Annotated in this window: 19 protein-coding genes; 9 read left to right on the top strand and 10 right to left on the bottom strand. The window is 42.7% G+C overall.

Annotated elements, in window-relative coordinates; all coding sequences use genetic code 11:
* The first annotated feature begins 42 nt into the window (after positions 1 to 42).
* Both J3P40_RS15980 and J3P40_RS15975 read left to right on the top strand, forming a co-directional pair.
* A complete protein-coding gene (locus J3P40_RS15980) occupies positions 43 to 684 on the top strand; it encodes a hypothetical protein (RefSeq protein WP_256007263.1) in 642 nt (213 codons plus the stop codon).
* 82 nt (positions 685 to 766) lie between these two features.
* Positions 767 to 1,429 (top strand): class I SAM-dependent methyltransferase, encoded by a 663-nt coding sequence (locus J3P40_RS15975; protein ID WP_256007262.1) that lies wholly within the window; start codon positions 767 to 769, stop codon positions 1,427 to 1,429.
* Positions 1,430 to 1,441: 12 nt separating this feature from the next.
* Here J3P40_RS15975 and J3P40_RS15970 read toward each other — a convergent pair whose 3' ends face one another.
* From J3P40_RS15970 to J3P40_RS15955, 4 genes are read right to left on the bottom strand one after another with little or no spacing between them, the layout of a single operon-like run.
* Positions 1,442 to 2,563: an alpha-mannosyltransferase gene (locus J3P40_RS15970; protein WP_256007261.1), complete on the bottom strand. Its 1,122-nt coding sequence runs from the start codon at positions 2,561 to 2,563 to the stop codon at positions 1,442 to 1,444.
* A 21-nt stretch (positions 2,564 to 2,584) separates the two neighbouring features.
* A complete protein-coding gene (locus J3P40_RS15965; RefSeq protein ID WP_256007516.1) occupies positions 2,585 to 3,418 on the bottom strand; it encodes an alpha-1,2-fucosyltransferase in 834 nt (277 codons plus the stop codon).
* Between the two features lie 15 nt (positions 3,419 to 3,433).
* Positions 3,434 to 4,738 carry an HlyD family secretion protein gene (locus J3P40_RS15960; protein WP_256007260.1) on the bottom strand — a complete coding sequence of 435 codons (1,305 nt, stop codon included), beginning with the start codon at positions 4,736 to 4,738 and terminating at the stop codon, positions 3,434 to 3,436.
* A 9-nt stretch (positions 4,739 to 4,747) separates the two neighbouring features.
* Positions 4,748 to 7,009 carry a peptidase domain-containing ABC transporter gene (locus J3P40_RS15955; RefSeq protein ID WP_256007259.1) on the bottom strand — a complete coding sequence of 754 codons (2,262 nt, stop codon included), beginning with the start codon at positions 7,007 to 7,009 and terminating at the stop codon, positions 4,748 to 4,750.
* Between the two features lie 112 nt (positions 7,010 to 7,121).
* Here J3P40_RS15955 and J3P40_RS15950 point away from each other — a divergent pair, with 112 nt between their 5' ends.
* Together J3P40_RS15950 and J3P40_RS15945 are read left to right on the top strand one after the other, a co-directional pair.
* On the top strand, positions 7,122 to 8,198 hold the full coding sequence (locus J3P40_RS15950) for a glycosyltransferase family 2 protein (RefSeq protein WP_256007258.1): 1,077 nt from the start codon (positions 7,122 to 7,124) through the stop codon (positions 8,196 to 8,198).
* Complete coding sequence (locus J3P40_RS15945) at positions 8,195 to 9,028, top strand: hypothetical protein (protein WP_256007256.1); 834 nt, start codon at positions 8,195 to 8,197, stop codon at positions 9,026 to 9,028. Before J3P40_RS15950 ends, J3P40_RS15945 begins: the two co-directional genes overlap by 4 nt.
* A 19-nt stretch (positions 9,029 to 9,047) precedes the next feature.
* Here J3P40_RS15945 and J3P40_RS15940 read toward each other — a convergent pair whose 3' ends face one another.
* Positions 9,048 to 10,370, bottom strand: coding sequence for a glycosyltransferase family 25 protein (locus J3P40_RS15940; protein ID WP_256007255.1), 1,323 nt, complete (start codon positions 10,368 to 10,370; stop codon positions 9,048 to 9,050).
* Between the two features lie 51 nt (positions 10,371 to 10,421).
* Here J3P40_RS15940 and J3P40_RS15935 point away from each other — a divergent pair, with 51 nt between their 5' ends.
* The 4 genes from J3P40_RS15935 (at position 10,422) to J3P40_RS15920 (ending at position 13,734) form a co-directional block, all read left to right on the top strand.
* A complete protein-coding gene (locus J3P40_RS15935) occupies positions 10,422 to 11,060 on the top strand; it encodes a glycosyltransferase (protein ID WP_256007254.1) in 639 nt (212 codons plus the stop codon).
* A gap of 397 nt (positions 11,061 to 11,457) precedes the next feature.
* Positions 11,458 to 12,171: a hypothetical protein gene (locus tag J3P40_RS15930; RefSeq protein WP_256007253.1), complete on the top strand. Its 714-nt coding sequence runs from the start codon at positions 11,458 to 11,460 to the stop codon at positions 12,169 to 12,171.
* A gap of 6 nt (positions 12,172 to 12,177) precedes the next feature.
* Positions 12,178 to 12,810, top strand: coding sequence for a hypothetical protein (locus tag J3P40_RS15925; protein ID WP_256007252.1), 633 nt, complete (start codon positions 12,178 to 12,180; stop codon positions 12,808 to 12,810).
* Positions 12,811 to 13,101: 291 nt separating this feature from the next.
* A complete protein-coding gene (locus tag J3P40_RS15920; RefSeq protein WP_256007251.1) occupies positions 13,102 to 13,734 on the top strand; it encodes a DUF6266 family protein in 633 nt (210 codons plus the stop codon).
* A gap of 15 nt (positions 13,735 to 13,749) precedes the next feature.
* On the opposite strand, the gene J3P40_RS15915 is transcribed toward J3P40_RS15920, so the two are convergent.
* The 5 genes from J3P40_RS15915 to J3P40_RS15895 all read right to left on the bottom strand — a co-directional run bounded on the left by J3P40_RS15915 (position 13,750) and on the right by J3P40_RS15895 (position 18,989).
* The gene (locus tag J3P40_RS15915; RefSeq protein ID WP_256007250.1) at positions 13,750 to 14,430 is read right to left on the bottom strand and encodes an MgtC/SapB family protein; all 681 of its coding nucleotides are present in this window, start codon (positions 14,428 to 14,430) and stop codon (positions 13,750 to 13,752) included.
* Positions 14,431 to 14,433: 3 nt separating this feature from the next.
* Complete coding sequence (locus J3P40_RS15910) at positions 14,434 to 14,958, bottom strand: RNA polymerase sigma factor (RefSeq protein ID WP_256007249.1); 525 nt, start codon at positions 14,956 to 14,958, stop codon at positions 14,434 to 14,436.
* Positions 14,959 to 15,072: 114 nt separating this feature from the next.
* Entirely contained in the window at positions 15,073 to 16,719 is a 1,647-nt protein-coding gene (locus J3P40_RS15905) for a glycoside hydrolase family 32 protein (RefSeq protein ID WP_256007248.1), read from the bottom strand.
* Between the two features lie 12 nt (positions 16,720 to 16,731).
* Positions 16,732 to 17,655 (bottom strand): carbohydrate kinase family protein, encoded by a 924-nt coding sequence (locus J3P40_RS15900; protein ID WP_256007247.1) that lies wholly within the window; start codon positions 17,653 to 17,655, stop codon positions 16,732 to 16,734.
* Positions 17,656 to 17,657: 2 nt separating this feature from the next.
* A complete protein-coding gene (locus J3P40_RS15895) occupies positions 17,658 to 18,989 on the bottom strand; it encodes a sugar porter family MFS transporter (protein ID WP_256007246.1) in 1,332 nt (443 codons plus the stop codon).
* A 275-nt stretch (positions 18,990 to 19,264) separates the two neighbouring features.
* Between J3P40_RS15895 and J3P40_RS15890 the strand changes: the two genes are divergently transcribed.
* Entirely contained in the window at positions 19,265 to 21,961 is a 2,697-nt protein-coding gene (locus J3P40_RS15890; RefSeq protein ID WP_256007245.1) for a substrate-binding domain-containing protein, read from the top strand.
* Positions 21,962 to 22,050 lie beyond the last annotated feature (89 nt).

Genomic DNA, 22,050 nt, shown 5'->3' with positions numbered 1-22,050 from the left:
TAGTCAACTTAATTCGCTATATTAGATTTAAAACTCAAAAACATGAAAAAATTCTCCCTCTTATGTCTTCTGATCCTCGCAATAAGTACGGCAATTGCTCAGCCTGCCCAAATCAAACCAGTTTTGCCAGACACGTTTCGAAATGTGTTGACCCTGGCTGGCATGGACTTCAACGTACCAAAGAACGCCATTCCCGTTTCGGTCGTTAAAAATCGCCAAATGCATTATGAATATGCTATCACCTTTAAAGATACCCCTATTGAAATAAGATACGCTGTAGCGCCAATGGGCTATACATTAGAAGAGGCCTATAAAGGCGAAAGTGGCAAACGCAAGGAGAACTTGGGGCCGATGGACGATGACAACTCAGCCAAAATTAAGGCTGTAACCATAGCTATGAATGTTGGCGGCGGAGCTGTGGACCCTCATATGAAAAGTGCAATGTTTCCGCCACAAGCTGCAAAAACAGAATTCGGCGCCGATTGGGGTTCAAGGACTTTCATAAATCTAAAAAACAACTCCTTCGGTAGTGACTATAAGTTCTGCCTAATGAACACAATTCACAAAAATGGCAAAGGCAGTGGATATATCTTTTTCTTGTGTAACTCGCTTGACGACTTTAATAAAATGGCGCAAACAGGCGCGGTAACAGCAGAAAGTTTCTACGCTCTAAAGTTCAAATAATATTATAAAGTACTCCCATAATGACGACCACATACTATAGAAGACCACATACTATAAAAACTAAGTTTGGTCAAGCAAATTAATGACGAATCGAAACTCAGAAATATTTAGTGAGATTTATAGGAGAAATCTTTGGGGAGGGAACAAAGGCGAATTTTTCTCCGGCCCCGGATCCTATGGAAAAAATGCGTACCACTATGCGAATGTTTTAGCTGACTTTATAATGAAGGAGGATGTAGTAGATATTATAGAAATCGGATGCGGTGATTTTAACGTCTCCCGTAATGTCTTGAATATATTACGAAACGAACATTATGCATACCGCTATACTGGGTATGATGTAGTAGATGAACTTGTCACGTTAAATAACGACAGGCATTCAACAGATAACATTAGGTTTATTTGCAAAGACATAACACAAGAAGATGTTCTCGCAGGGGATTTGCTTTTAGTTCGTCAAGTTTTTCAACATTTAGACAACGATAACATAATCAAAATAGTTAGGAAATTTTCGAACTACAAACATGTCGTCGTAACCGAGCATCAAGCTGACAGAAGGTACAATTTTCAGCCGAACCTAAATAAACCAACAAATGCTGATACACGGATAGGCTATCGCTCTAGCATTTACCTTGAGTTGCCCCCATTTAATTGTAAAATAAACTCCATACTTCTCTCGGCTTACGAAAAAGCCTACGGTTTTGACGCCTATATTAATACATTCTATTTGAGTAATCATCGCTGATCCCTTAGAAGCCTATTCTAAGTCAACCATGCTGAAGTCACTACGGTTATTTTCTAAATAGTTACGGTGCAAAATATGTGCGTAAAGTGGTGTTTGCCGAAACGCTTTTAAAATATTCAAACATTCAATCTCAAGAGCTGACAATCCCTCGATGTATTCAATAGTTTCAACTTCTCCGCCTAAGTCCATATTACGACGGCCTTTACCAGACTGTTTCAAATAATACTCCTTGATAGATGTACCGGTTTTAAATTTCTTTATTTGCATCCAAACGCGCTCGTTCGGCCAAGTAACATCCCACTTCAAAAGATTTCTATGCAGAAAGAGCATTCTCCCATCCAGGTCGTACTGAACCATTGTACTTCCGCAAAAGCGACCATCACTATCTGTAAATCCACAAAGTGAAGGATCGTATGGAACCATATAGAATGACATTCCTAGAGCAAGCCATGCGAAACGAAAAGTATCTTTATCTCCATAAAGAAGTTGGTAGTATATTCTATGCTGAAGATTAAAGTACATCGCTAGGTTCAATTGCTTCCAACATTCTCTTTTATTAATTAGCATTTGCCCACTTTCCTGCTCGGGAGAAAGTGTGAAATTAAGATTTAGTATTTTCCATATAGGATTGTCAGAGGGAGTTTTCCAGAAATCTGGCCAAAATATGCACCCTCTGTTTAAGAACTCTGAGTTATCGAACAAATATGAAGGGTCGACGACGGGAATTACATCAGAATCCAGATATAGGACGTTTTCAAACTTACTATTCAAAATTGCGTAAGGCTTTATTTGAAACCCCCTAACGTTAGCCGACCCCCCCGAGACTATTCTACAGTCAACACCAAACTTCGATATCTCAGCAACCATGAAGTCTGACAATTCATTCTCAACGTACCAAATTTCAATTGGTAACGTGCACCCCTTAACACGTAAAACGTTAATCAACACCCAGGCGCAAATATAATAACGCGCACCACCAGCGCAGATCACGACGCCATTACCAGCGCTTGTATTTGGATATGGAACAATTTCCTTAGTAAACTCTGTCCACGATATCCTTATCCTCTCAACGATTCTATCGTCTGCTTCTATTGAAGTTCTTCTGAAACCATCGACTGTAAAATACTTATTCATCTTAAAATTCAATTGTACTCACTACAGCCCGGTCCAAGACAATGGAGTGAGATCTTTTATGTCTAAATGCGGTACTGCAAACCATTTCTTAGGATAGATGACTATGCTATTTGATGTAGCACCAAGCCAGGCGGCCCACCAGCAGAATGAACTGTTAGATAAAATAAAATGTTTACAGTTCGTCATCAATTGAAAATATAATTGATATTTCACATCGTAATAGGTCTCGTCTACAAAAATAGCCTCTTTAATATGCCCCAAATACTTTCTACACCAAGGAATATCATCCGAGAAGATAAAGTACTTAGGCTGTCTAATCTTTTGTTTAATAATTGCAATTGCCTGAGTTAAGTACTCAGTTGATACGACGCCATGGTACTCCAATTTAAGCAAATAATCTGTCCTTCGAACATTTATCATTATAGATTCCGAATCTTTTATAAGATGCAGAAGTCTCAACCACCTGTCTGCCGGACTAGCGGTTAAAGTGAAATCAAAGCGTATGTTGTTTTCTATGGGTGCAAAGTATTTATAAGATTGCCAATATCCCGTTAAGACGATCAATTTTGTCTTAATATCCCATATCGTGTCTAGGTATTCAACGTGTGAAGGATCAAAATGAAAATATCGCTCGTTAATAAAAAGTATGTTGGTTTCGATTACGGGTCGTTGTATAAATGACTCATGACCTGCGGTACATTTGCTGAGTCTAAAAACATCTAAATCAAAGCCGCGATTTGACCTTCCCTCATCATAAATTTTCGTGTTGAGAAACAGAGGTGTGGCATACCTTTCCGATATAAACCTACCAAATGCATATTGGAACATCTGGTTCCCTAAGCCACCTTTTAACATCACAACTACCATAACCTACTCTCTGCTCTTGTACCGCAAATTATCAAAAAAGCGCTCTAACAACCGCCTCTCCTTCGTTATAATGTCTCCAGTTCCTTTTATTTCTGACTTAAAAGCAAGGTTGGATCCGTAATTTGTTTTCAATTTTTTTGGCAATGAAATGCTAATTAAATAAGTTTCAACCTCACCTTCCTTTGTGTTTATTTTGTTTGAAACAAGGGCAATAGAACTTACCTTTCCCTCTACACTGCCATATTCAAAATAAGGATAATCCTGGAGTTTAATTATCACCTTCTGACCAATAGTAACCTTGCCGGCCCCCGTGGACGGCAAGGTCATCTCACCCACGATGGAATGATCATTAGGTACTATGGAGACGACGACTTCTCCAGCCTGAACGAACTGCCCATTATTCCAGAATTTAGAATACTGTATCTTACCATTGACTGGAGCCTTAAAAACATATTTTTGTTCCCAGTTTTTCACCTGGTCTAGCAAATCCACGAAAGAGGTAGCGACATCAAGTTCTATTTGCTTCCGTTTCTCATTTTTTTGAATATTTATTTGCTTCAGTTCATGTTGAGCTTGTTTCAAACTGTTAACTGTGCTCATCGTTTGTTTCAAAATGGCTTGGTGGGCATCACTTGCCGATAGCATACTAATGTGTGATTTATCGCTTTCTGATTCCGACAGCACTCTCTTAGAAAAAAGTATTGAGTCGCGCTTAAATGACTTTTTGACGAAGGCCAGATTTTTGGTGCTTATAGCAGTCTGTGCAGTTGAAATATCTAGCATCTCCTGATACTGTACAATCATTTTATTTAGCGCGTCTATTTGCTTATCGTAACTATTTTCAGTATAATAATTTTGGAACTGTGTTAGCACATTCAAAAACTTGTAGTAGGGTATATTTAACTCCCCAAGTGACAGCTCCTTTGGCATATTCGCATCTGATAGACTGCCCATAGATAGGTCGATTGCCTTTAAACAGCGTTCTAATTTGAGCAGGTCTTTAAGGTTAGCAGCGTTCTCAATCATCGCAATATATTCACCCTCTTTTACCAGGGAAAGGTTTTCTTCCTTTATCAGTTTTAACCTTCCAGGGGAGCTGCAAACAAGCCTAATTGGCGGCTGAGCAGAATTGATGACAATACTGCCCGTTACTGTATCTGGGTATTTTACGAACCAAGCAAGGGTAATTAATAAAACCGTTAAACCAAAAATAAAAAGTGTGATGATACTGCTCATCCTTGTAGGCATCCTCTCAATGATTTCCTGCACTTCTTCTGTACGGTCTATATATTGTAAGTCCTTCTCCATAAATCGAGCTTATTTTACAATAAGAGTTGGAAGATCTGTACTTGCAGAATCATCAATCTCAGCGGCTAAGTTTTCGTTAATCGTCGGAATTAAGTCTATCTGCGAGCTGACTAACTTTGCATATCGACCGTTAAGTTTAATCAGATCTGAATGCTTACCCACTTCAACAACACGCCCGTCGCGCATGACGACGATTTGGTCGGCATTTTTAATCGTACTCAAACGATGAGCGACAACGATTACAGTTTTTCCCGCAAAGACATTTTCTAAAGATTCGATTATTTTCTGCTCATTTATCGTGTCCAATGCATTAGTAGCTTCGTCAAAAAAAAGCAAAGACGGGTTTTTATATAATGCTCTTGCAATCAATACCCTTTGCTTTTGACCTCCACTAAGACCACGACCCCGTTCGCCCAAAATGGTCTGATATCCTAAAGGTAATCGCTCTATTTCCTCCGCAATGTTTGCTGTGTGAACCGCTGACATCAGCAAATCATAATCTATCTTATCTGCGTCTAGGACTATGTTATTTAAGACAGTGTCATTAAAAATCTTCCCATCTTGCAGGACTACGCCAATGTTGTCTCGCCATTGACGAAGACTTATATTATTAATATTCATTTCACCGAGCGATATCTCTCCATACGAAGGACGATAAAGGCGTAACAGCAGTTTTAGAAGCGTTGTCTTGCCACTCCCACTATCTCCTACAATGGCTGTTACTTTGCCTTCAGGGATTCTTAGATGGATATTTTTTAATATCGCTGGAGCATTGTGAGAATATTGAAAAGAAACATTTTTCACCACTATATCTTGGCTCTTAGGCAAGTCAATGTTATTCTGTCCAGTGTCACTATCTTCATCGTCAAGTTCATGGATTTCATTTAACCTCAAGAAACTTAAATGCGCAAATTGGGCTGAAATGATGAACTGCACAAACTGTTGTATCGGTCCTGCTAATAGTCCGATAATAAATTGCGTGGATATCATAACACCAAAAGTGATTTGCCCGGCTATAACAGCCTTAGCACAAAAAAAAGTAATGAGTAAATTTTTTACACTTTCAATGAATTGTGCACCAAGATTTTGAGCGTTGTTAACCGATAAACTGCGAAGGTTCACGCGATAAAGCTTTGCCTGGATATTTTCCCATTTCCAGCGCCTTGCTTTTTCAAAATTATTAATTTTGATGTCCTGCATCGCTTCTATCGTCTCAACCCAGTAACTTTGGTTTTTTGAAACAAGTTCGAAGTAATTCCAATCGAGCTTTCTCTTGAGCCGAATAAAGCCTAAGACCCAGATAACATATATAGTAGTGCCAATAAAAAATGTATAAAATATCAACTTGTTATATATCAACAAAACCACACCAAATACAAGAAATGTGAGTATGGAAAACACCATATTCAAGGAATTATTCATGACGAACGTCCTAATTCTTTCATGATCATTTGCCCGCTGCAAAATATCCCCTGTCATCTTCGTCTCAAAGAAAGAGATAGGCAGTTTCATCAGCTTTATTAAGTAGTCGGAGATGAGAGCTACATTTAATCTTGACGTTATATGGATCAGAATCCAGTCCCTGACAATGTTCGACACCGTTACACTTACAATAATTGCTAGATTGGCAACCAAGACGATATTAATGAAATCTATATCTTGCCTGTGTATCCCTACATCTATAATAGATTTAGAAATAAATGGCAATAACGATTGCAGTACCGTCACAATAAACATTACTATGAAAAGGTTCATGAAGCTTCTCCGATAAACCGTGAAATATCTCATAAGCCCGCCAAGTGTCTTCTTCCGGTTAACTCTTTCCTGCTCATCTAGATCAACAAAATCTGCTTTCGTTTCTAGCGCTAGAACTACACCTTTTTTAACTTCTCGCTGATACCAGTGCTCCTCAAAGTCAGTTATACTGCAAACCACAAGCCCTCGCGCTGGGTCTGAAATATACACCCTTCCCTTCCGAATCTTATACACCACGACAAAATGACTATTTTGCCAATGGATAATGCCTGGCAAAGGCACTTTATCCCTTAGATCATCGACTGACACCTTGAGACTAAGTGTCCTAAACCCAATTTTTTCGGCAGCGTAACTAAGGTCTAGCAACGACACTCCCTCCCGCGACATTCCACAAATTTCCCTTAAATGTTGCAGCGAGTAGAATCTTCCATAATATTTTGAAATCGTCTTCAGACATGCCGGTCCGCAGTCCATCAAATCAAGTTGCCTATCAACGGGAAATTGCTTAAACTTCATAAGAGGGCTATTTACGTAGAAAAGAGCATTGTTATTTGGTTTACTTGCAACTTACCAAAAATAATTTTAATATTACTAAAAAACGTCGGCGAAAAAAGCACGATGGGATATTATGAAAAAATTAGCAATCTCATTCTGTACTACATGTATGAACAGAGCTTCACATGTTGAAAGGACCTTACTTCAAAATATTCTCCACAATGAAGACTACGAACCGCTAGAATTTGTAGTCTTAGATTATAATTCCAATGATGGGCTCGAAGCTCTCATTTCGAGTACCTTCTCACATCATATAACCCGCGGACGATTGAAGTACTACCGAACAACTGATCCGACTAGATACAGCATGCCACATTCTAGGAATGCAGCCTTTAAATTGGCAACAGGAGAGGTGATTTGTAACATTGATGCAGACAACTTTACAGGGGCTGGGTTTGCCGAATACATAAACGAGCGTTTTCAAAAAAATGGCTCCATTTTTTTAACTACTCAATCAGGAGAGTCAAAAATAAAGAATGATGTACTTGGACGAGTATGCGTAAAGAAATCCGATTTTATGGCAATAAATGGCTATGATGAGAGGATGATATATTACGGCTTCGAGGATTACGATCTCACAAACCGCTTACAGCTATATGGTTTAACGAAGACTGTAATTACAGAGCAGCGTTTTTTAGGCGCCTTAAAGCATTCGGACGAAACAAGACTAGAAAATACGTTTAGCCACCAAGATTTACATGCAATTTTTATTCGGTATGAACTTCCATGGCAATCAAAAGTTTTTTTATTGTTACAGGATCGGACATCTTTCAGTGCGACAATTGTTAATAACGTGACGTACGAGTCAACATCAAATAGACCCGCCCCGATTGATCGTGATAGGTTCAAGTTTTCCATCTTAGAGCCAACGTGGACCAGAGGAACATGGAATTTAGAGAATGGACGTTACGAAGTCGCTACTCCAAATTCAAGAATGACTCTTACGAATAGAAATCTTGACACTTACATTTCTGTAGTTGACGAGTCCAAGTACTATAAAGTCTCAAGCAAGAAATTAAGGGACGAGGTTATCTTCTTCTTTCATCAAATGTATAACAGGGTAATTATGGATGAAAATTTGAACAATTCGAGGGTTCAAGTAAATCAAAACGGCTTCGGTAAAATCTCACTAGCGTCAACTCTTACATGATGGGTTACGAAAATTCAATTCTAGTTTCAATTTACTGCAGCAGACAGTTTTGGCATATATTAATAATGGATTGTGTCGTCCCGTTAACCAAGGCATTAAAATTAAGCAGAGCGGATTATTACATTCACTTTTCTACCGACCAAGGTGAAAACGTAAGACTAACCATGTTGCAAAAAAAAGAGATAAATAACGCTCTAGCTTATATTCGAAGCAGTGTGGGGACATTTTTAAATGCGCTTCCCAATCACGATCGTTTCGTTGAAATTCAACCAGATAAACTCTTCATGAATTTTCCAAACAATAGTATTTACTTCGGGAAATACGTCCCATATAAGAGCAACACTGGCTTACTTGATTCAAACCTGTTGCTTTGGTGGCGAACGGAAATAACAAGATTGATATGTTCTGAATCAGTGAAAAAAGAATTTGATAGAAATAACCTTTTTAATTTCGGCTCTGAAATACAATATGCGTTAGCATTCTCAATTTTTGGCGCACGGGATGAGCTAAAAAAGGGTCTCTCGGAAACACTCTGCTTCTTGAACGAAAAATTTAATCTTGAGGAGGTGAAAATGTCTTTAAATAAACACTCAGCTTATAAAGCATCGAATTTAAATCAACTTAGAAAGCACGACGTAGACAACGAGACACGCACAAACATCCATATAACTAGACACGCTGCAATCAAAAAAACGAAGTCTGTAAACCTTTTTCTACAACTAAGTGCAATTTTATTCGAACATCTCGACTTTAACAACCGCTTTTATGTTCTATTATCAACCACAATTATATCTGGCCCTTACAAAACCAAAGACTTTGAAATAAGTTGAAACACGACGTTTTAACATTTTAAGTCGTATTTTTAATGTGTAAATACGCTTGTTGGATTTTTTGAATTCTCATTTGCGTGTTGGCAAACATCCGGTCTACTATGCCTTTTTCGCTGTTGTGAAGTTCTGTTACATCAGAATATCCAAAATCTTTCTGCAAGGAGACAAAAGGATAAAGCACCATTTTATTGCTTGTAAGTCGAGAGTACGCCATATCTGCAATTATCTTTTCGTCAAAAGGTTCATTCAAAATCCTGTCGAAAAATCGTCTATATATGACTAAGAACTGGGCTGAAAGACAATGATCGACCCAAAATATATTCTCCGAAATTGGCACAACATAATTCACTTTCCCTGTTCCGCCAGATAAAATGCATGCTCCTTTTTGATGAGCCTCTATTATATTTAAAAAGAGAAATTCCTTGCTGTAATTTTCCGTAAAAGTATGGTCGTCTTCACAAATCAAGATAACCGATTCTTCTCGCTCGATGGCCATCTTTATTATTTTTCTTATACTGAGCCAGAGGCCATAAGCACCTACCGGATGAGAGTAGGCTTTGACAAGCTCCACATCAAACTCTGGTCGAGTTGAGAATTCCCTTTCAATATGTGCACGCCTATCACTACGTTCAGGAAGATTAATTACATAGGTCGACAATTTATCGTGAAGCAATAATTCCCCGGCTCGTCCAGACTTGTTGAATTTTTTATAGTGATCATCAACACGCCCTAAAATAGATAGCCGAGCCTGGGTTTCCTCAAAAAACTTACTAACCCTGCCAGGCATGTTATTGCTAATCGTCGTATCTGAATACCCAAACTCCTTCTGGCTTGATATAAAAGGGTAAATTAAGGCTTTTTTGTTTGTTAACGAATCTATCTTCCAGTCGGCAGCACCTTCCCATGGCATGTCTGCTTCGGCTAAGGTATTATAAAAACCCTTAAATATTAACATAAATTGCGTCCCTGAAAAACTTTCTACCCAATAAATATCGTCTTTAGCCCTGACGCAACTAGAGAACCAGCTTACCCCGCCAAGTAAAACGTCCATTCCGTATAACTTAGCATTTTCAATACAGTCGAATAAGTAATCGCGACAATAATTGCTTGTAAAAACGTGATCGTCCTCACAGATTAGAATGCACTCGTCTTGCAGAGTACTAAGATTTTTTAAAATTGATTGAAAAGTGAGCCATAATCCTAACCCCCCCCGTTCGCTCACCTTCGCTTCAACTAGCTCCAAATTAAATTCTGGACGACCTTCAAATTCCTTTAAAATATGCTGCCTTCTATCAGAGCGGCTTTTAAGATTGATAACAAATGTGCGAAGTGGTTGAGACATACGTTAATAAGCTTTTCCGTCAAAGTAAATAAAAAAAATGTACATTGAGTTATGGTTCCTAGAATTATTCACCAAATCGTTGGCAAAAAGCCAGATAATGCAATCAAAAGATGTTTAAACTCATGGAAAACCCTTCAAAAAGATGGCTTTAAAATTATTTATTGGAATGATGTTGATATCCAACGATTTATTGGACAAAGCTATCTGTCCGCACTAAAGCCGCTCCTAACAGCCAGAAATCATGCCGAAGCCGCGGATATTGCTAGATACGCAATAGTGCATTTTTACGGGGGGCATTATCTAGATTGGGACGTTCAGTTAATAAACAGAAAAAAATTTTTAGAGTTAAATGAAGTTAACTGCGAAGGCTACCTAGTGCAAGACCAAAAGAACAAAACAATTGCGTCGGAGGCCTTTTCTGCACTTCCTCATGAAGACTACTTATCAAAAGTGCTGGAAAATATTATTAATATTTACCTTCACGGATTTCGAGACTCTTTACAAACACCTTGGTATTCAGGACCTTTTAGGATGCGGGAAGTATACTATTCGTGTGATAAGTGGAAAAGTCAGAATCTGGTACCTCTAAAAGACGTTTTCCTGTACGATTATGACGAAATACGCGTCATGCCACCACGACCACCGGAGGTTGCAATGATACATTACTGGATGCACTCCTGGATTAAATAGCATGAAGTTAGCTCATATTTTACTTACTGGCAACCATTGATGCTCTAAGGTAGCCGAATTTTTTAATTTTCTCTAAACACTTGCAAATGTCAAAAAAAAGACATAGTATTACTAAAAATTATAACACTCTAATTATCACCTAGTAACGCTAACTATGTCTTACAAGCCCGTCAAAAATAAGAGTCTACTGGAGTAATATCAGTCAAGATTTTTACTGCGCTCTATCGAATCCGCCTAATAAGGTCATACTACCATGATCGGTAAATCAAAACTTCAGGACAATGGTCAACTTTCTTAGATAGCAATAATTAATCAAACATAATTATAATCAATTAACCAATTAACCTAACAAAGTATGAAAAAATTAAAATTTGACCTCGCTGCTTTAGAAAATGAAATGGAACCTCTCTCTCTAGATGAGCTTAATTCGCTTAGAGGTGGATACGGCGGGTATTACGGTTATGACTCATGGGATGAGTTTTTAGAGGCTGTTGATTCCGGTGATGTGGAGGACGGAGTATACTATAACATTGACACTAGTTTGCCTTCGGGAGATTCAGGAGCAGCTGGATCGGGAGGATCGGGAGGTTCCGGTGGTTTTGCTGGCGGCCCATCAGACCCTTGGACTCTTACCATGGTGGATGGCCAATTGGCATATCAGATTGGTATTTACTCAATTCCTTCAGATAGCAACGGGCTCTGTGCATTCGGTGCGGTAGCATACGCAGCCGATTACGCAACCGGACAGTATCTAAATGCTGGCTCTTTATTTCAACAATTTGCAGCAAACGGTGGCACGGTACAATTAGACCCCTACGCTCCGTCCGGCCAATATGTAGTAACAGGCGTTGCTACAAGCAGTACCATAATCTCCAATATGTTAACCAGTCACGGTGTGTCTAATACAATTCTTAACAGTTCGTTTGACACGGTGAATTTCTTAAATAGCGGCGGTAAGGTGATAGTAGGACAAGGATCGCATACGGTCGTTCTTACAGGAAATCAGAGTGGGGGCTATTATCCTTGTTACGACCCTATCTTAGACGCACATACTTATATTCAGGAGTATCAGATAGATTGGAGCCTACGGGTAGGTGTTAATCAACAATAGAAAAAGATGAAAAGTTTCTGTTTTGTAATATTTACTCTGTTTGGGTTGGCATTTTCCAATATAGCGAATGCCCAACAAAGCGCACCATGGTCAGATGAAAAGTTTGATTCCGCTTGGACTTTTCAGGTTGATAAAGCAGGCCTAAAGTTTAAAATACCAAACGGCTATAAGAAACTGTCAATGAAAGAGGCCAATTACGGCAAGTGGCATTGTATTGATCAATATGAAGCTGGATTTATGGAAGTGCTAATAAATGAAGATCGTACAGTTGTGATAGGTCTGGGAATTTCCCAGAATAGTCACTGGACAAGCCCAGATGGAAAACCGATGAGCACTAAGGTAAATTGGAAGCAGAACGCGAAAGTGGTGTTTTCTAACAGGAATAATGCTGACAAACCCAATCGGGATATCCACACTGATACTCTGGCAAAGTATTGGAACGCGATATACGGAAAAATTTTTACGCGGAAAGCTTGCAAACAGCCCTTTATAAAAGATTTCGTATATCACAGGCATGTGCTGATTGCAGATGAATCAAAGCAAATTCTTATGGTGTATTTTTATAAAGATCCTCAGCTTAATATAGATAAGGTAATCGAATCCACTTACCATATGTTAGCCGTGGCGAATCAAAAATAGGTGTTGGCCTTCCGACAATATGCTTGAGTTTAAGCCTCCATGACATGGAGGCTTTTTTTTGGGCGTCATCGCATTGCGGCACCCTTGTAATTTTTCTTCAACGAAAGTATCACTAAAAAACAGAGACGATTTTATACAGGGATTAAACACCCATTTAATAGGGACTTAATAGGGAGATCATAGGGGTAAATAGCCTATAAACTTCCTTTTGGATTGGTATTAAATTCATGTGAACTTGTTTGATTTTTTTGTTTCCTTTTTCTTAAATTGGTAATACCAAATAAAACCTTTATGGCTAGATTAAAACAGGGCTACATGGGCCCTTTCATTGGCAAACTTGGTACAGCCGTTGGCTATATACTAAACGGCGAAGGTATCATCCGCTCCTTGCCCCGGGTAAATGAGCATAGGGAATTTTCCGAAAAGGAGCTGGCAAACCAGCAGGCGTTTACAGTGCTGCAGTATTGGTTGCGACCGCTAAAGCTGTTTTTGCGCGTGGGATTTAAAAATTATGCTCCCAAGTTCGAAGGGTTTAGCGCAGCTAAATCTTACAATAGTTCGAGAGCCATTGCTGGCGCCTATCCCGACTATTTTATCGATCCTTCTGCTGCTTTTGTTAGCTACGGGCATCTGGAGCCGTCGACCGAAGCAGCGGCGGTGGTACAGGAGCCCGGCAAAATCTTGCTCACATGGAGCGGTGGAGATTACATCAACGGTGAGAAAATGATGTATGTGCTTTACGATATGGAAGCAGGTGAAGCGCTTACAGACACCGGTGCGGCTTTTCGTGCCAAAGGGCGTTACGAGGTTGACCTGGACGGACGATATTCCGGCAGGAAATTCCAGGTTTATATTGCTTTTGTAACCAGCGATCAGAGCAACCAGAGCACGAGCCAGTATTTGGGTGAAGTTACGGTGTTATAACCCTGTAAGGTTACCCTACAGATCTACCTCATCTACTCCTGTGATGCCGTAAACCTCATTCATCACCTTCATCAGGGTGTTTCTGCTGTTAAACTTGCTGAAGACAATAACAATTTCCCTGCCCCCGTTGGCTGAAGCTTTAATGGCGATCTTCCTCACTTCGATATTGTAACGGGCCAGGATAGTTTCAATATCCATGACAGACAATTCTGATTCGGCAGAGATCTTTACCGACATGGTGCGCACGGGCTCCCGATTGAGGAAACGTTTTTCGAGCCACTTCACGCCCGCCAGTACAAACAACATCAGGAAGGTGGCGGCTATAGCCGCCATGTACATACCTCCGCCACAGGCAAGGCCTACAGCTGCAATGCTCCAGAGTGCAGCAGCTGTGGTTAGTCCTTTTACAACTTCCTGTTTCAGGAAAAGAATAGTACCTGCTCCCAGGAAGCCAACGCCGCTAATAACCTGAGCCGCTACGCGGGAAGGATCCACGTCGAAACCTTCCACTCCTAATACGTCACTATAGCCGTAGGTTGATACAATCATGGCAAGTGCCGAACCTACAGATACCAAAGTATGGGTGCGCAAACCGGCGGCCCATTCGTTTCGCTCTCTTTCAAAACCTACTGCGGCGCCAAGTATCATCGCCACAACCAAACGCAGTATAATTTCGAATGCAGAAATCAGTTCCAATCTCTATGCTGTTTTATAATAATTTACTTCATAAATCTTCAGCTGCTTTTTCAGAATATGGCGGGCCACATGGATACGTGTTTTAACCGTACCAAGGGGTATTCCCAGCTCCGCAGCTATTTCATGGTATTTATACCCTTCAAAATAACGAAGAAACGGAATTGCGTATTCAGGTGCAACTTTTCCGAAAGCTTTATTTATGTCTTCGCTGGTAAACTTCCTGTCGCACAAATTGGTTGCGGCACTGTTGGCCAACTGGTATGAAGTAAGTTCGTCGGTGGTTTCTACGAGCGACTTTTTCTTTATCGAGCGCCTGTAATTATTTATGAAGGTGTTTTTCATAATCGTGAAAAGCCAGCCTTTTAAATTGGTGCCTTCCTTGTACAGGTGACTGCAGCGTATGGCTTTAATCAGCGTTTCCTGTACAAGGTCGTTGGCATCATCGTAGTCGTTGGTGAGCGAAGTGGCATACCCTTCCAGGGAGTGCCGGCAGTCGCAAATTTCGTGGTTCAATGTCAGATTATTCATGATAGGGATGTTTACAGAAAAAACGGTAATACACCCCTCATGTTTTAGCTTGGCCTCAAATCACGTAGTCGCTGAGGGTGTACAGGTATTTGTTCGCAACTGCCCCGGTATTAGTTACTCCCATATGGATTTAACGGTAAATACCTCCAGGTTTTTTACTTCAATATTGTTTCCCCAGAAATGGAAACCTTCCCTGTTATTGCGGTCGGGCTTGCGCTCCATGGAATAGGAGTATGCTCCGCCATCAATAAATACTTCAATGGAGCTGCGATCGATATAAATATCTGCCGTAAGCTCCATACTGGTCGGGTCCTGTGGTGAATAGAACATGCCGTTGAGCATATTGAAATTCATGTCGTAGCCCACCATGCGTTGCGCGAATAGATTGAAGCCCGCCTCGGTGGCGTGCGAAAGCTTTATGGTTGTTTTTATACGGAGCTTATCAGCATCGTAAAATTCCTTCATTTTATCGTTGGCTTCAGCGGAGCTTAGTCCAGACCATTTCTTTACTGGCGTACACAATTGTTCCACCTCCTTTACCGGCAGGCTGTAAAGCCTCAGGCCGTCTTTGGTTTTGCGAAGGGTCAATTCTGTTGGCAGCAACATCATGTTGTTGAAGGGCATACCTGCTTGTGGAACGCGGCCCCAGCCTATCTGGATGCGGCGACCGTCTGATTCTGGAATGTTGTTAAAGGTTTGTGCAGCGTAAATAGATCCGGATGAAAAATAATATTTTCCGCCCTCGGGCTTAAACACTTTGCCATCAAACGAGCCGATCATATAGGTATTTGAAGCGCCATACATCACCCATTTCTTGTTGTTCTGGTCTCCGTCTACCGGCAGTTCGAACAGGTCGGGACACTCCCAGAATCCGGTGATATGGCTTTCAAAAGTCCAGTCCTTCAGGTTTGCCGAGGTATAAATAGAATGTCCGTCACGTTCGTTGAGTACCATCACCCAATGTTTTGAGGGCTTGTACCAGAATACTCTTGGATCTCGCGTATCTTTACTGTTCCACTTCTCCTTGGAGTCTATAACCGGTTTACCGCCATTGTATTTGGTAAACGTCCGGCCTTTATCCAGACTGTAGGCCACGCATTGTACCTGCCGGTCGGGGTTATCGGCCGTGTAAAACACCACCATTGCGGGCTTACCCGGTTTACCAAAACCGGAGGTATTGTCGTAATCGATCACTGCAGAACCCGAAAACATGGTTCCTATCTTGTCGGGGTGCAGGGCCACCGGCAGTTCTTCCCAATGTACGAGGTCTTTGCTTACGGCGTGGCCCCAGGACATATTTTCCCATTCCCTTTCAAAAGGGTTGTGCTGATAGTACAAATGATATTCGCCCTCGTAAAACACCATACCGTTAGGATCGTTTATCCAGCCCCTGCGGGTAGAAAAGTGATATTGCGGACGCTTCTTTTCCTTGTACAAAGAGTCCTGTCCGTTGATCTGATCGTCCTGATATATCTTACTCAAAGCAGTGGCATCGCCTTCAAAACTGATCTTGACGGTTTTTCCTTTGTAAGCGCTCATGTCTGAGAATACCCAGTATTCGGGGTTAGCGGAGAGGCGGATCACGAAGCGTTGCTCTTCTTTTCCGTTTATGGTATAGCTCATCACCGACCGCTTTTCCTTCTGCGATACGGGGAGGTTGAGGTAACGTTTGGTAATTTTAATGCTAATGTCGGCCGCAACCGCGCAGGTAGCCGCACTGCATAGCATTAAAGCTAGTAAATGCTTCATTAAGTGTTTCATGTGATTGAGATATTATATTGTGGTTAGAGATTCGCTAAAGGACTGGTACTCAGAAAGTGTATAATCGGGGCAGCCACCCTTGCGGGTTGCGATGAAACTGCCCATGGCAACGGCATTGCGTAAAAGCTGCGAAGGCTGGGTCTTTTTCGAATGACCAGAAAGGAATGCAGCCAGAAAGGAGTCGCCACTACCTATGGTATCTGCAACCTTCACCTCCTGACTAGCCATGTGGAATGCATGCCCTTCTTTATAATATGACGCGCCGAATTCACCCTTGGTCACGATCACTTCAGGCACATTAAAAGCTTCGGAAATAAAAGCTACCTTGCTGTATTCACCTGAATAACTGCCGCCGAACATCGTTTGCATGATGTCAAGTTCCGCTTCGTTGAATTTGACGATATCGGCCTTGAGCAGGAGCGACTGAAGCAGCGAACGGCTAACGAAAGGCGGACGCAGGTTTACATCGAACACGTGTACCGACTGATGAACCTCAAGCAGTTCAAGCAGTGTCTGACGCGTTGCATCGTGCCTTGAGGCAAGACTGCCGTATACAAAGTAGCCGGTCTCAGCCATTGCATCAGTCAATTGCCTGGTACCAGAGATAAAGTCCCATGCCACCGGAAATACGATTTCATAGGTCACTTCATTGCCGTTGTTCATTCTGGCAAGTACCTGGCTGGTTGGGTGTTTTTCGTCGCGCTGGAGCAGACCGGTGCATATCTCCCAGTTGTTCATGAGGGCCTCCAGTTTAAGGCCATTATCGTCCTGCCCTATCTTGCTGACCACTTTGGCGGGCATACCAAGCCTGGTGAGGTGATAAGCTACATTGAGCGGAGCCCCGCCGGGCTGGGGTCCGTCGGGAAGCACGTCCCACAGCACTTCGCCGAAACATATGGCTGTGTGCCGGTCTTTTTGTTTTTCCTGTTCTTTCATTCTCAGTGTAAAATAATGCTTTTTTCGACTTGCTCCAACGACTTACCCTTGGTTTCGGGCATAAAGCGCCATACAAAAATAAGTTGCAGGACCATCATAACACCGAAAAATGAAAAGGTAACGGCCCCGCCCAGTATTTCCGCAAAATAAGGGAAACTAAAGGCAATCAGGGCTGCCATGACCCAGTGGGTGGAGCTACCGAGCGTTTGCCCTTTGGCCCGCACCTGGTTTGGAAAGATCTCTGAAATAAATACCCAAATGACCGCACCCTGCGAAAAGGCAAAAAAGGCTATGAAGAGCATGATAAAAATGGGAATCGCTATGCCAGAAAATGCCTGCACATAGAAAGTATAGGCGACCAGGAAAAGCGAGATGATGAGTCCGGCAGATCCAATGAGCATTAGCATGCGCCGACCTACCTTATCGATGAAATTGAGCGCCAGCAATGTGAAGGTGAAATTGACCAGACCGATGCCGACGGTAGACAGCAGCGAAGAATGTGCGCCCAAGCCTGCCATTTCAAAGATTCGCGGCGCATAGTAAATGATGGCATTGATGCCCGACACCTGGTTAAAAAAAGCAAAGATGACAGCGAACGTGATAGGTCTGGTATAACGACCGGAGAAAAGACGCTCACTGTCTTTCTTGTCACTGAGCTCGTTGTGTGACTGTTTAATGTTATTCAGTTCCTGCTCCCAGTTGAGCGGATTGATCGTTCGAAGTGTTTTGGAAGCCCTTTCATAGGCTTGCTTTTTAAGGATAAGCCAGCGGGGGCTCTCGGGGATAAAGCGCATCAGGACAAGAAAAATAACTGAGGGCACCGCCTGTACGCCGAGCATCCAGCGCCAGGAGTGTTCGCCGGTTTGACTGAGCAGGTAATTGGAAAGGTAGGAGATCAGGATGCCAAGCACGACATTGAACTGGAACAATCCAACAAGACGTCCGCGGCTCTCGGCAGGCGAAATTTCTGAAATATAGATTGGCGCCGTTACAGAGGAGGCGCCAACACCCAAACCGCCAAGGAATCTGAATACCAAAAACACCCACCAGTCTTCCGCCAGTGCGGTTCCCAATGAAGAAAGCAAATAGGCGATGGCGACAAAGTATAATGTATTCTTTCGCCCGAACCGGTCGGACGGCCTTGATCCGAGCATGGCTCCGATCACCGTTCCGATTAAGGCTATAGAAATGGTAAGCCCGTGCTGGAATACGCTAAGTTTCCAGTATTGCTGAATGGATTTCTCGGCGCCTGAAATAACGGCCGTATCGAACCCAAATAAAAAGCCGCCCAGGGCTACAACTACCGACCATCCGACAACGGATCTACTTTTCATATAAATGTTTATAAATGGTTAATGCTGCAATCTAGGCTTATTTCAAAACAGCGAACAGAAATTTTCGGTCATAAACTTTAAAAAATTAGACTAAGTGTTATTATTTGATTTACAATGCTTTAAATCAGGAATCAGCCGGCGTAACAATCAGTTTTTAAACTTGGTTACCTGCTTTCTTCAATATGGTTACACCCCGGTTGTGGCCGCCGGAAGTGCAGCTTTTAATTGAAAAGGATATTAGCTAGTTTAGTGCCTTAAGCCAGATATAATTGCTGATGACTATCCCTCGTTTATGTGTTGCCCTGATGATGATATCCCTGCTTGTTATGGCGGCATGTAAGGATAAGCGTAGGGAGAGGGTCTGGACGATCGGTTTCTCCCAGTGCGTGGGCTCCGACCTCTGGCGCAGGACGATGCTGGAAGAGATGAAGACGGAGTTATCGCTGCAGCCGAACCATAAGTTTCTGTATGCGGATGCGGATAACAACAGTGCAGCCCAGATTGCACAGGTTAAAGACATGCTGAAGAAGGGCATTGATGTGCTGATCATCTCGCCAAACGAGGCGTTGCCGCTAACCGATATTGTAGAGGAAACTTTTAAAAAGGGCATTCCGGTGATCGTGATAGATCGTAAGACCGCTTCGTCGGTATACACGGCCTATATTGGTGCGGAGAATTTTCAGGTGGGAAAAATGGCGGGAGGGTATCTGGCAAGGCTGCTCCGGTTTAAGGGAAACGTGCTCGAGATCACCGGGTTACCCGGATCTTCGCCGGCCATGGAGCGGTCGCGCGGTCTCAAAGAAGCTTTTCGTCCCTACCCCGGCATTAGGGTTGCGGCGCAGGTTCATGGCGACTGGCTTCCTGAAAATACGAAGCGCGCACTGCAGGCAGAGCGCGATAAACTAGCGGATATAGATGCCGTTTTTGCGCACAACGACCGGATGGCACAAAGCGCTAGACATACCCTCAGGCAACTGGGTCTCGACAGCGCCATTAAAGTGATCGGCGTCGATGCCCTGCCGGGCGCCGGAGGCGGGCTCGATATGGTAAGTTCGGGGACCCTTACGGCAAGTGTGCTTTACCCTACGGGTGGTAAAGAGGCTATCGATATTGCCTTCCGTATCCTGCGCAAACAGGCCTTTCAGAAAGAAAACCTTCTTAAAAGTGTGGTCATAGATCGTAGCAATGTGCAGCTTATGCAACTGCAATGGGCACGCATCAGGGATCAGCAAAAAGACATCGAAAGGCAGCAGAAGCTCATGGCTGAACAGAAGGAAATATATCGTAACCAGCGCTTTGTGCTTAACCTGATCGTGGTTACCCTCGTGCTGGCTGTGGTATTCGGTGGACTGGCGTTCCGTGCGCTGCAGACCATCCGTCGCCAGCGCAACCAGCTTATCGAGATGTCGGAAAAGGCCGCAGCTGCTACAGAAGCAAAACTGAACTTCTTTACCAATATCTCACACGAGTTCAGAACTCCGCTTACCCTGATCATTTCCCCGCTGGAGGACCTGCAGAAAAATACCAAGGTGGCCACTGCCGCCGGCAGGGAGCTGAACTTGATCCATAAAAACGTACACCGGCTATTGCGATTGGTTAATCAACTGATGGACTACCGCAAAATAGAGCACAAAGAACTTAAACTACATGCAACACCCAATAGCCTCACTGCTTTTGTTGGCGAGATCGTCGACCACTTCAGACATATCGCAGCGAAGCGTCATATAGACCTTCGGTTATTGGTTAAGGCAGATCCGAATACCGTATGGTTCGACACCGATATGCTCGACAAGGTGCTTTTTAACCTGCTGAGCAATGCCTTTAAGTTTACGGCTGATCACGGTCGCATTTATGTGTCGGTTGACCGCAACGACAGGGAAGCTGTTGTGGAAGTGTCGGACAACGGCCTGGGCATGGATGAAGAAGAACAGGGCAAAATATTTAACAGGTTTTACCAATCGGACGCCCGCCGCGGCGGAGGTTCGGGACTTGGCCTCAGTCTGTCTAAAGAACTAATGGCGCTTCACAAGGGTGCTATAAAGGTTGCCAGTAAGAAAGGCGAAGGAACTGTTTTCAGTGTACACCTGCCCTTGGGGGAGGCACACCTGAGCGAGACGGAAAGAAAGCCATCCGCTGGCCGGCAGTTGGCCCCCTACCACGAAGCCCCGGAAGAGGCCCCTTCGCCTATATCCCTCGTTAAAGAGCAATCGCTGCTGATTGTGGAAGACAATTTAGAGCTGCTTGAATACCTGACCAGTAAATTTGAGAACGATTACCAGGTATTTACAGCCAATAGTGGAACCGATGGCTTGCATATCGCGTTTGAGCAAATACCCGATCTGATCATCTCCGATGTGGTCATTCCGGGAATATCAGGCAGAGAGCTCACCAAACAGCTGAAGGCAGATGTCCGAACTTCGCACATTCCCGTTATTCTTCTCACCGCTCAGGATAGCGTGGAACAGCAGATATCGGGCATACAGAGCAATGCAGACGCTTACCTGACCAAACCCTTCCATTTTGATTATCTCCGCGCCAGCGTGGAGAACCTGCTGCGAAACCGTGCGGTGCTGAAAGCGCATTATATCAGCGATCTTCCGCTATCTGGCAATCAGAAAGCGCCTGTAAGCAATATTGATAAGAAATTCCTGAACGATTTTGCGCGGCTGGTGGAACAAAACCTTGCCAACGAACAATTGAGCGTCGACGAGCTCGCCAAGGCTGTTGGCGTTTCGAGAGTGCAGCTGTACCGTAAAGTAAAAGCACTGCTGAATTGTACGGTGACCGACTATGTGATGAACAGGCGCCTGAAAAAGGCGAAGTATTATCTGGCCAATGAGCATCACTCTGTATCGGAGATCAGCTATCTGGTGGGGATCTCCTCTCCCACCTATTTCTCTACCTTATTTAAAAACCGGTACGGAATGACGCCTACGGCATACAAAAAGACTGTATTTGGTAATAAACTATAAAATCTACCTTTTTTATAGACTTTAGGAATTTACTTATATATTTGCTGCCCTGGACAGCAGGAAAATATCTGTCTGCCAATATCTGTAAG

It is taken from the genome of Pedobacter deserti, from assembly GCF_024436415.1.
Taxonomy (GTDB): domain Bacteria; phylum Bacteroidota; class Bacteroidia; order Sphingobacteriales; family Sphingobacteriaceae; genus Pedobacter; species Pedobacter faecalis.
The sequence above is the reverse complement of the archived record's forward strand: the minus strand, read 5'-3'. Positions and strand labels throughout refer to the sequence as shown.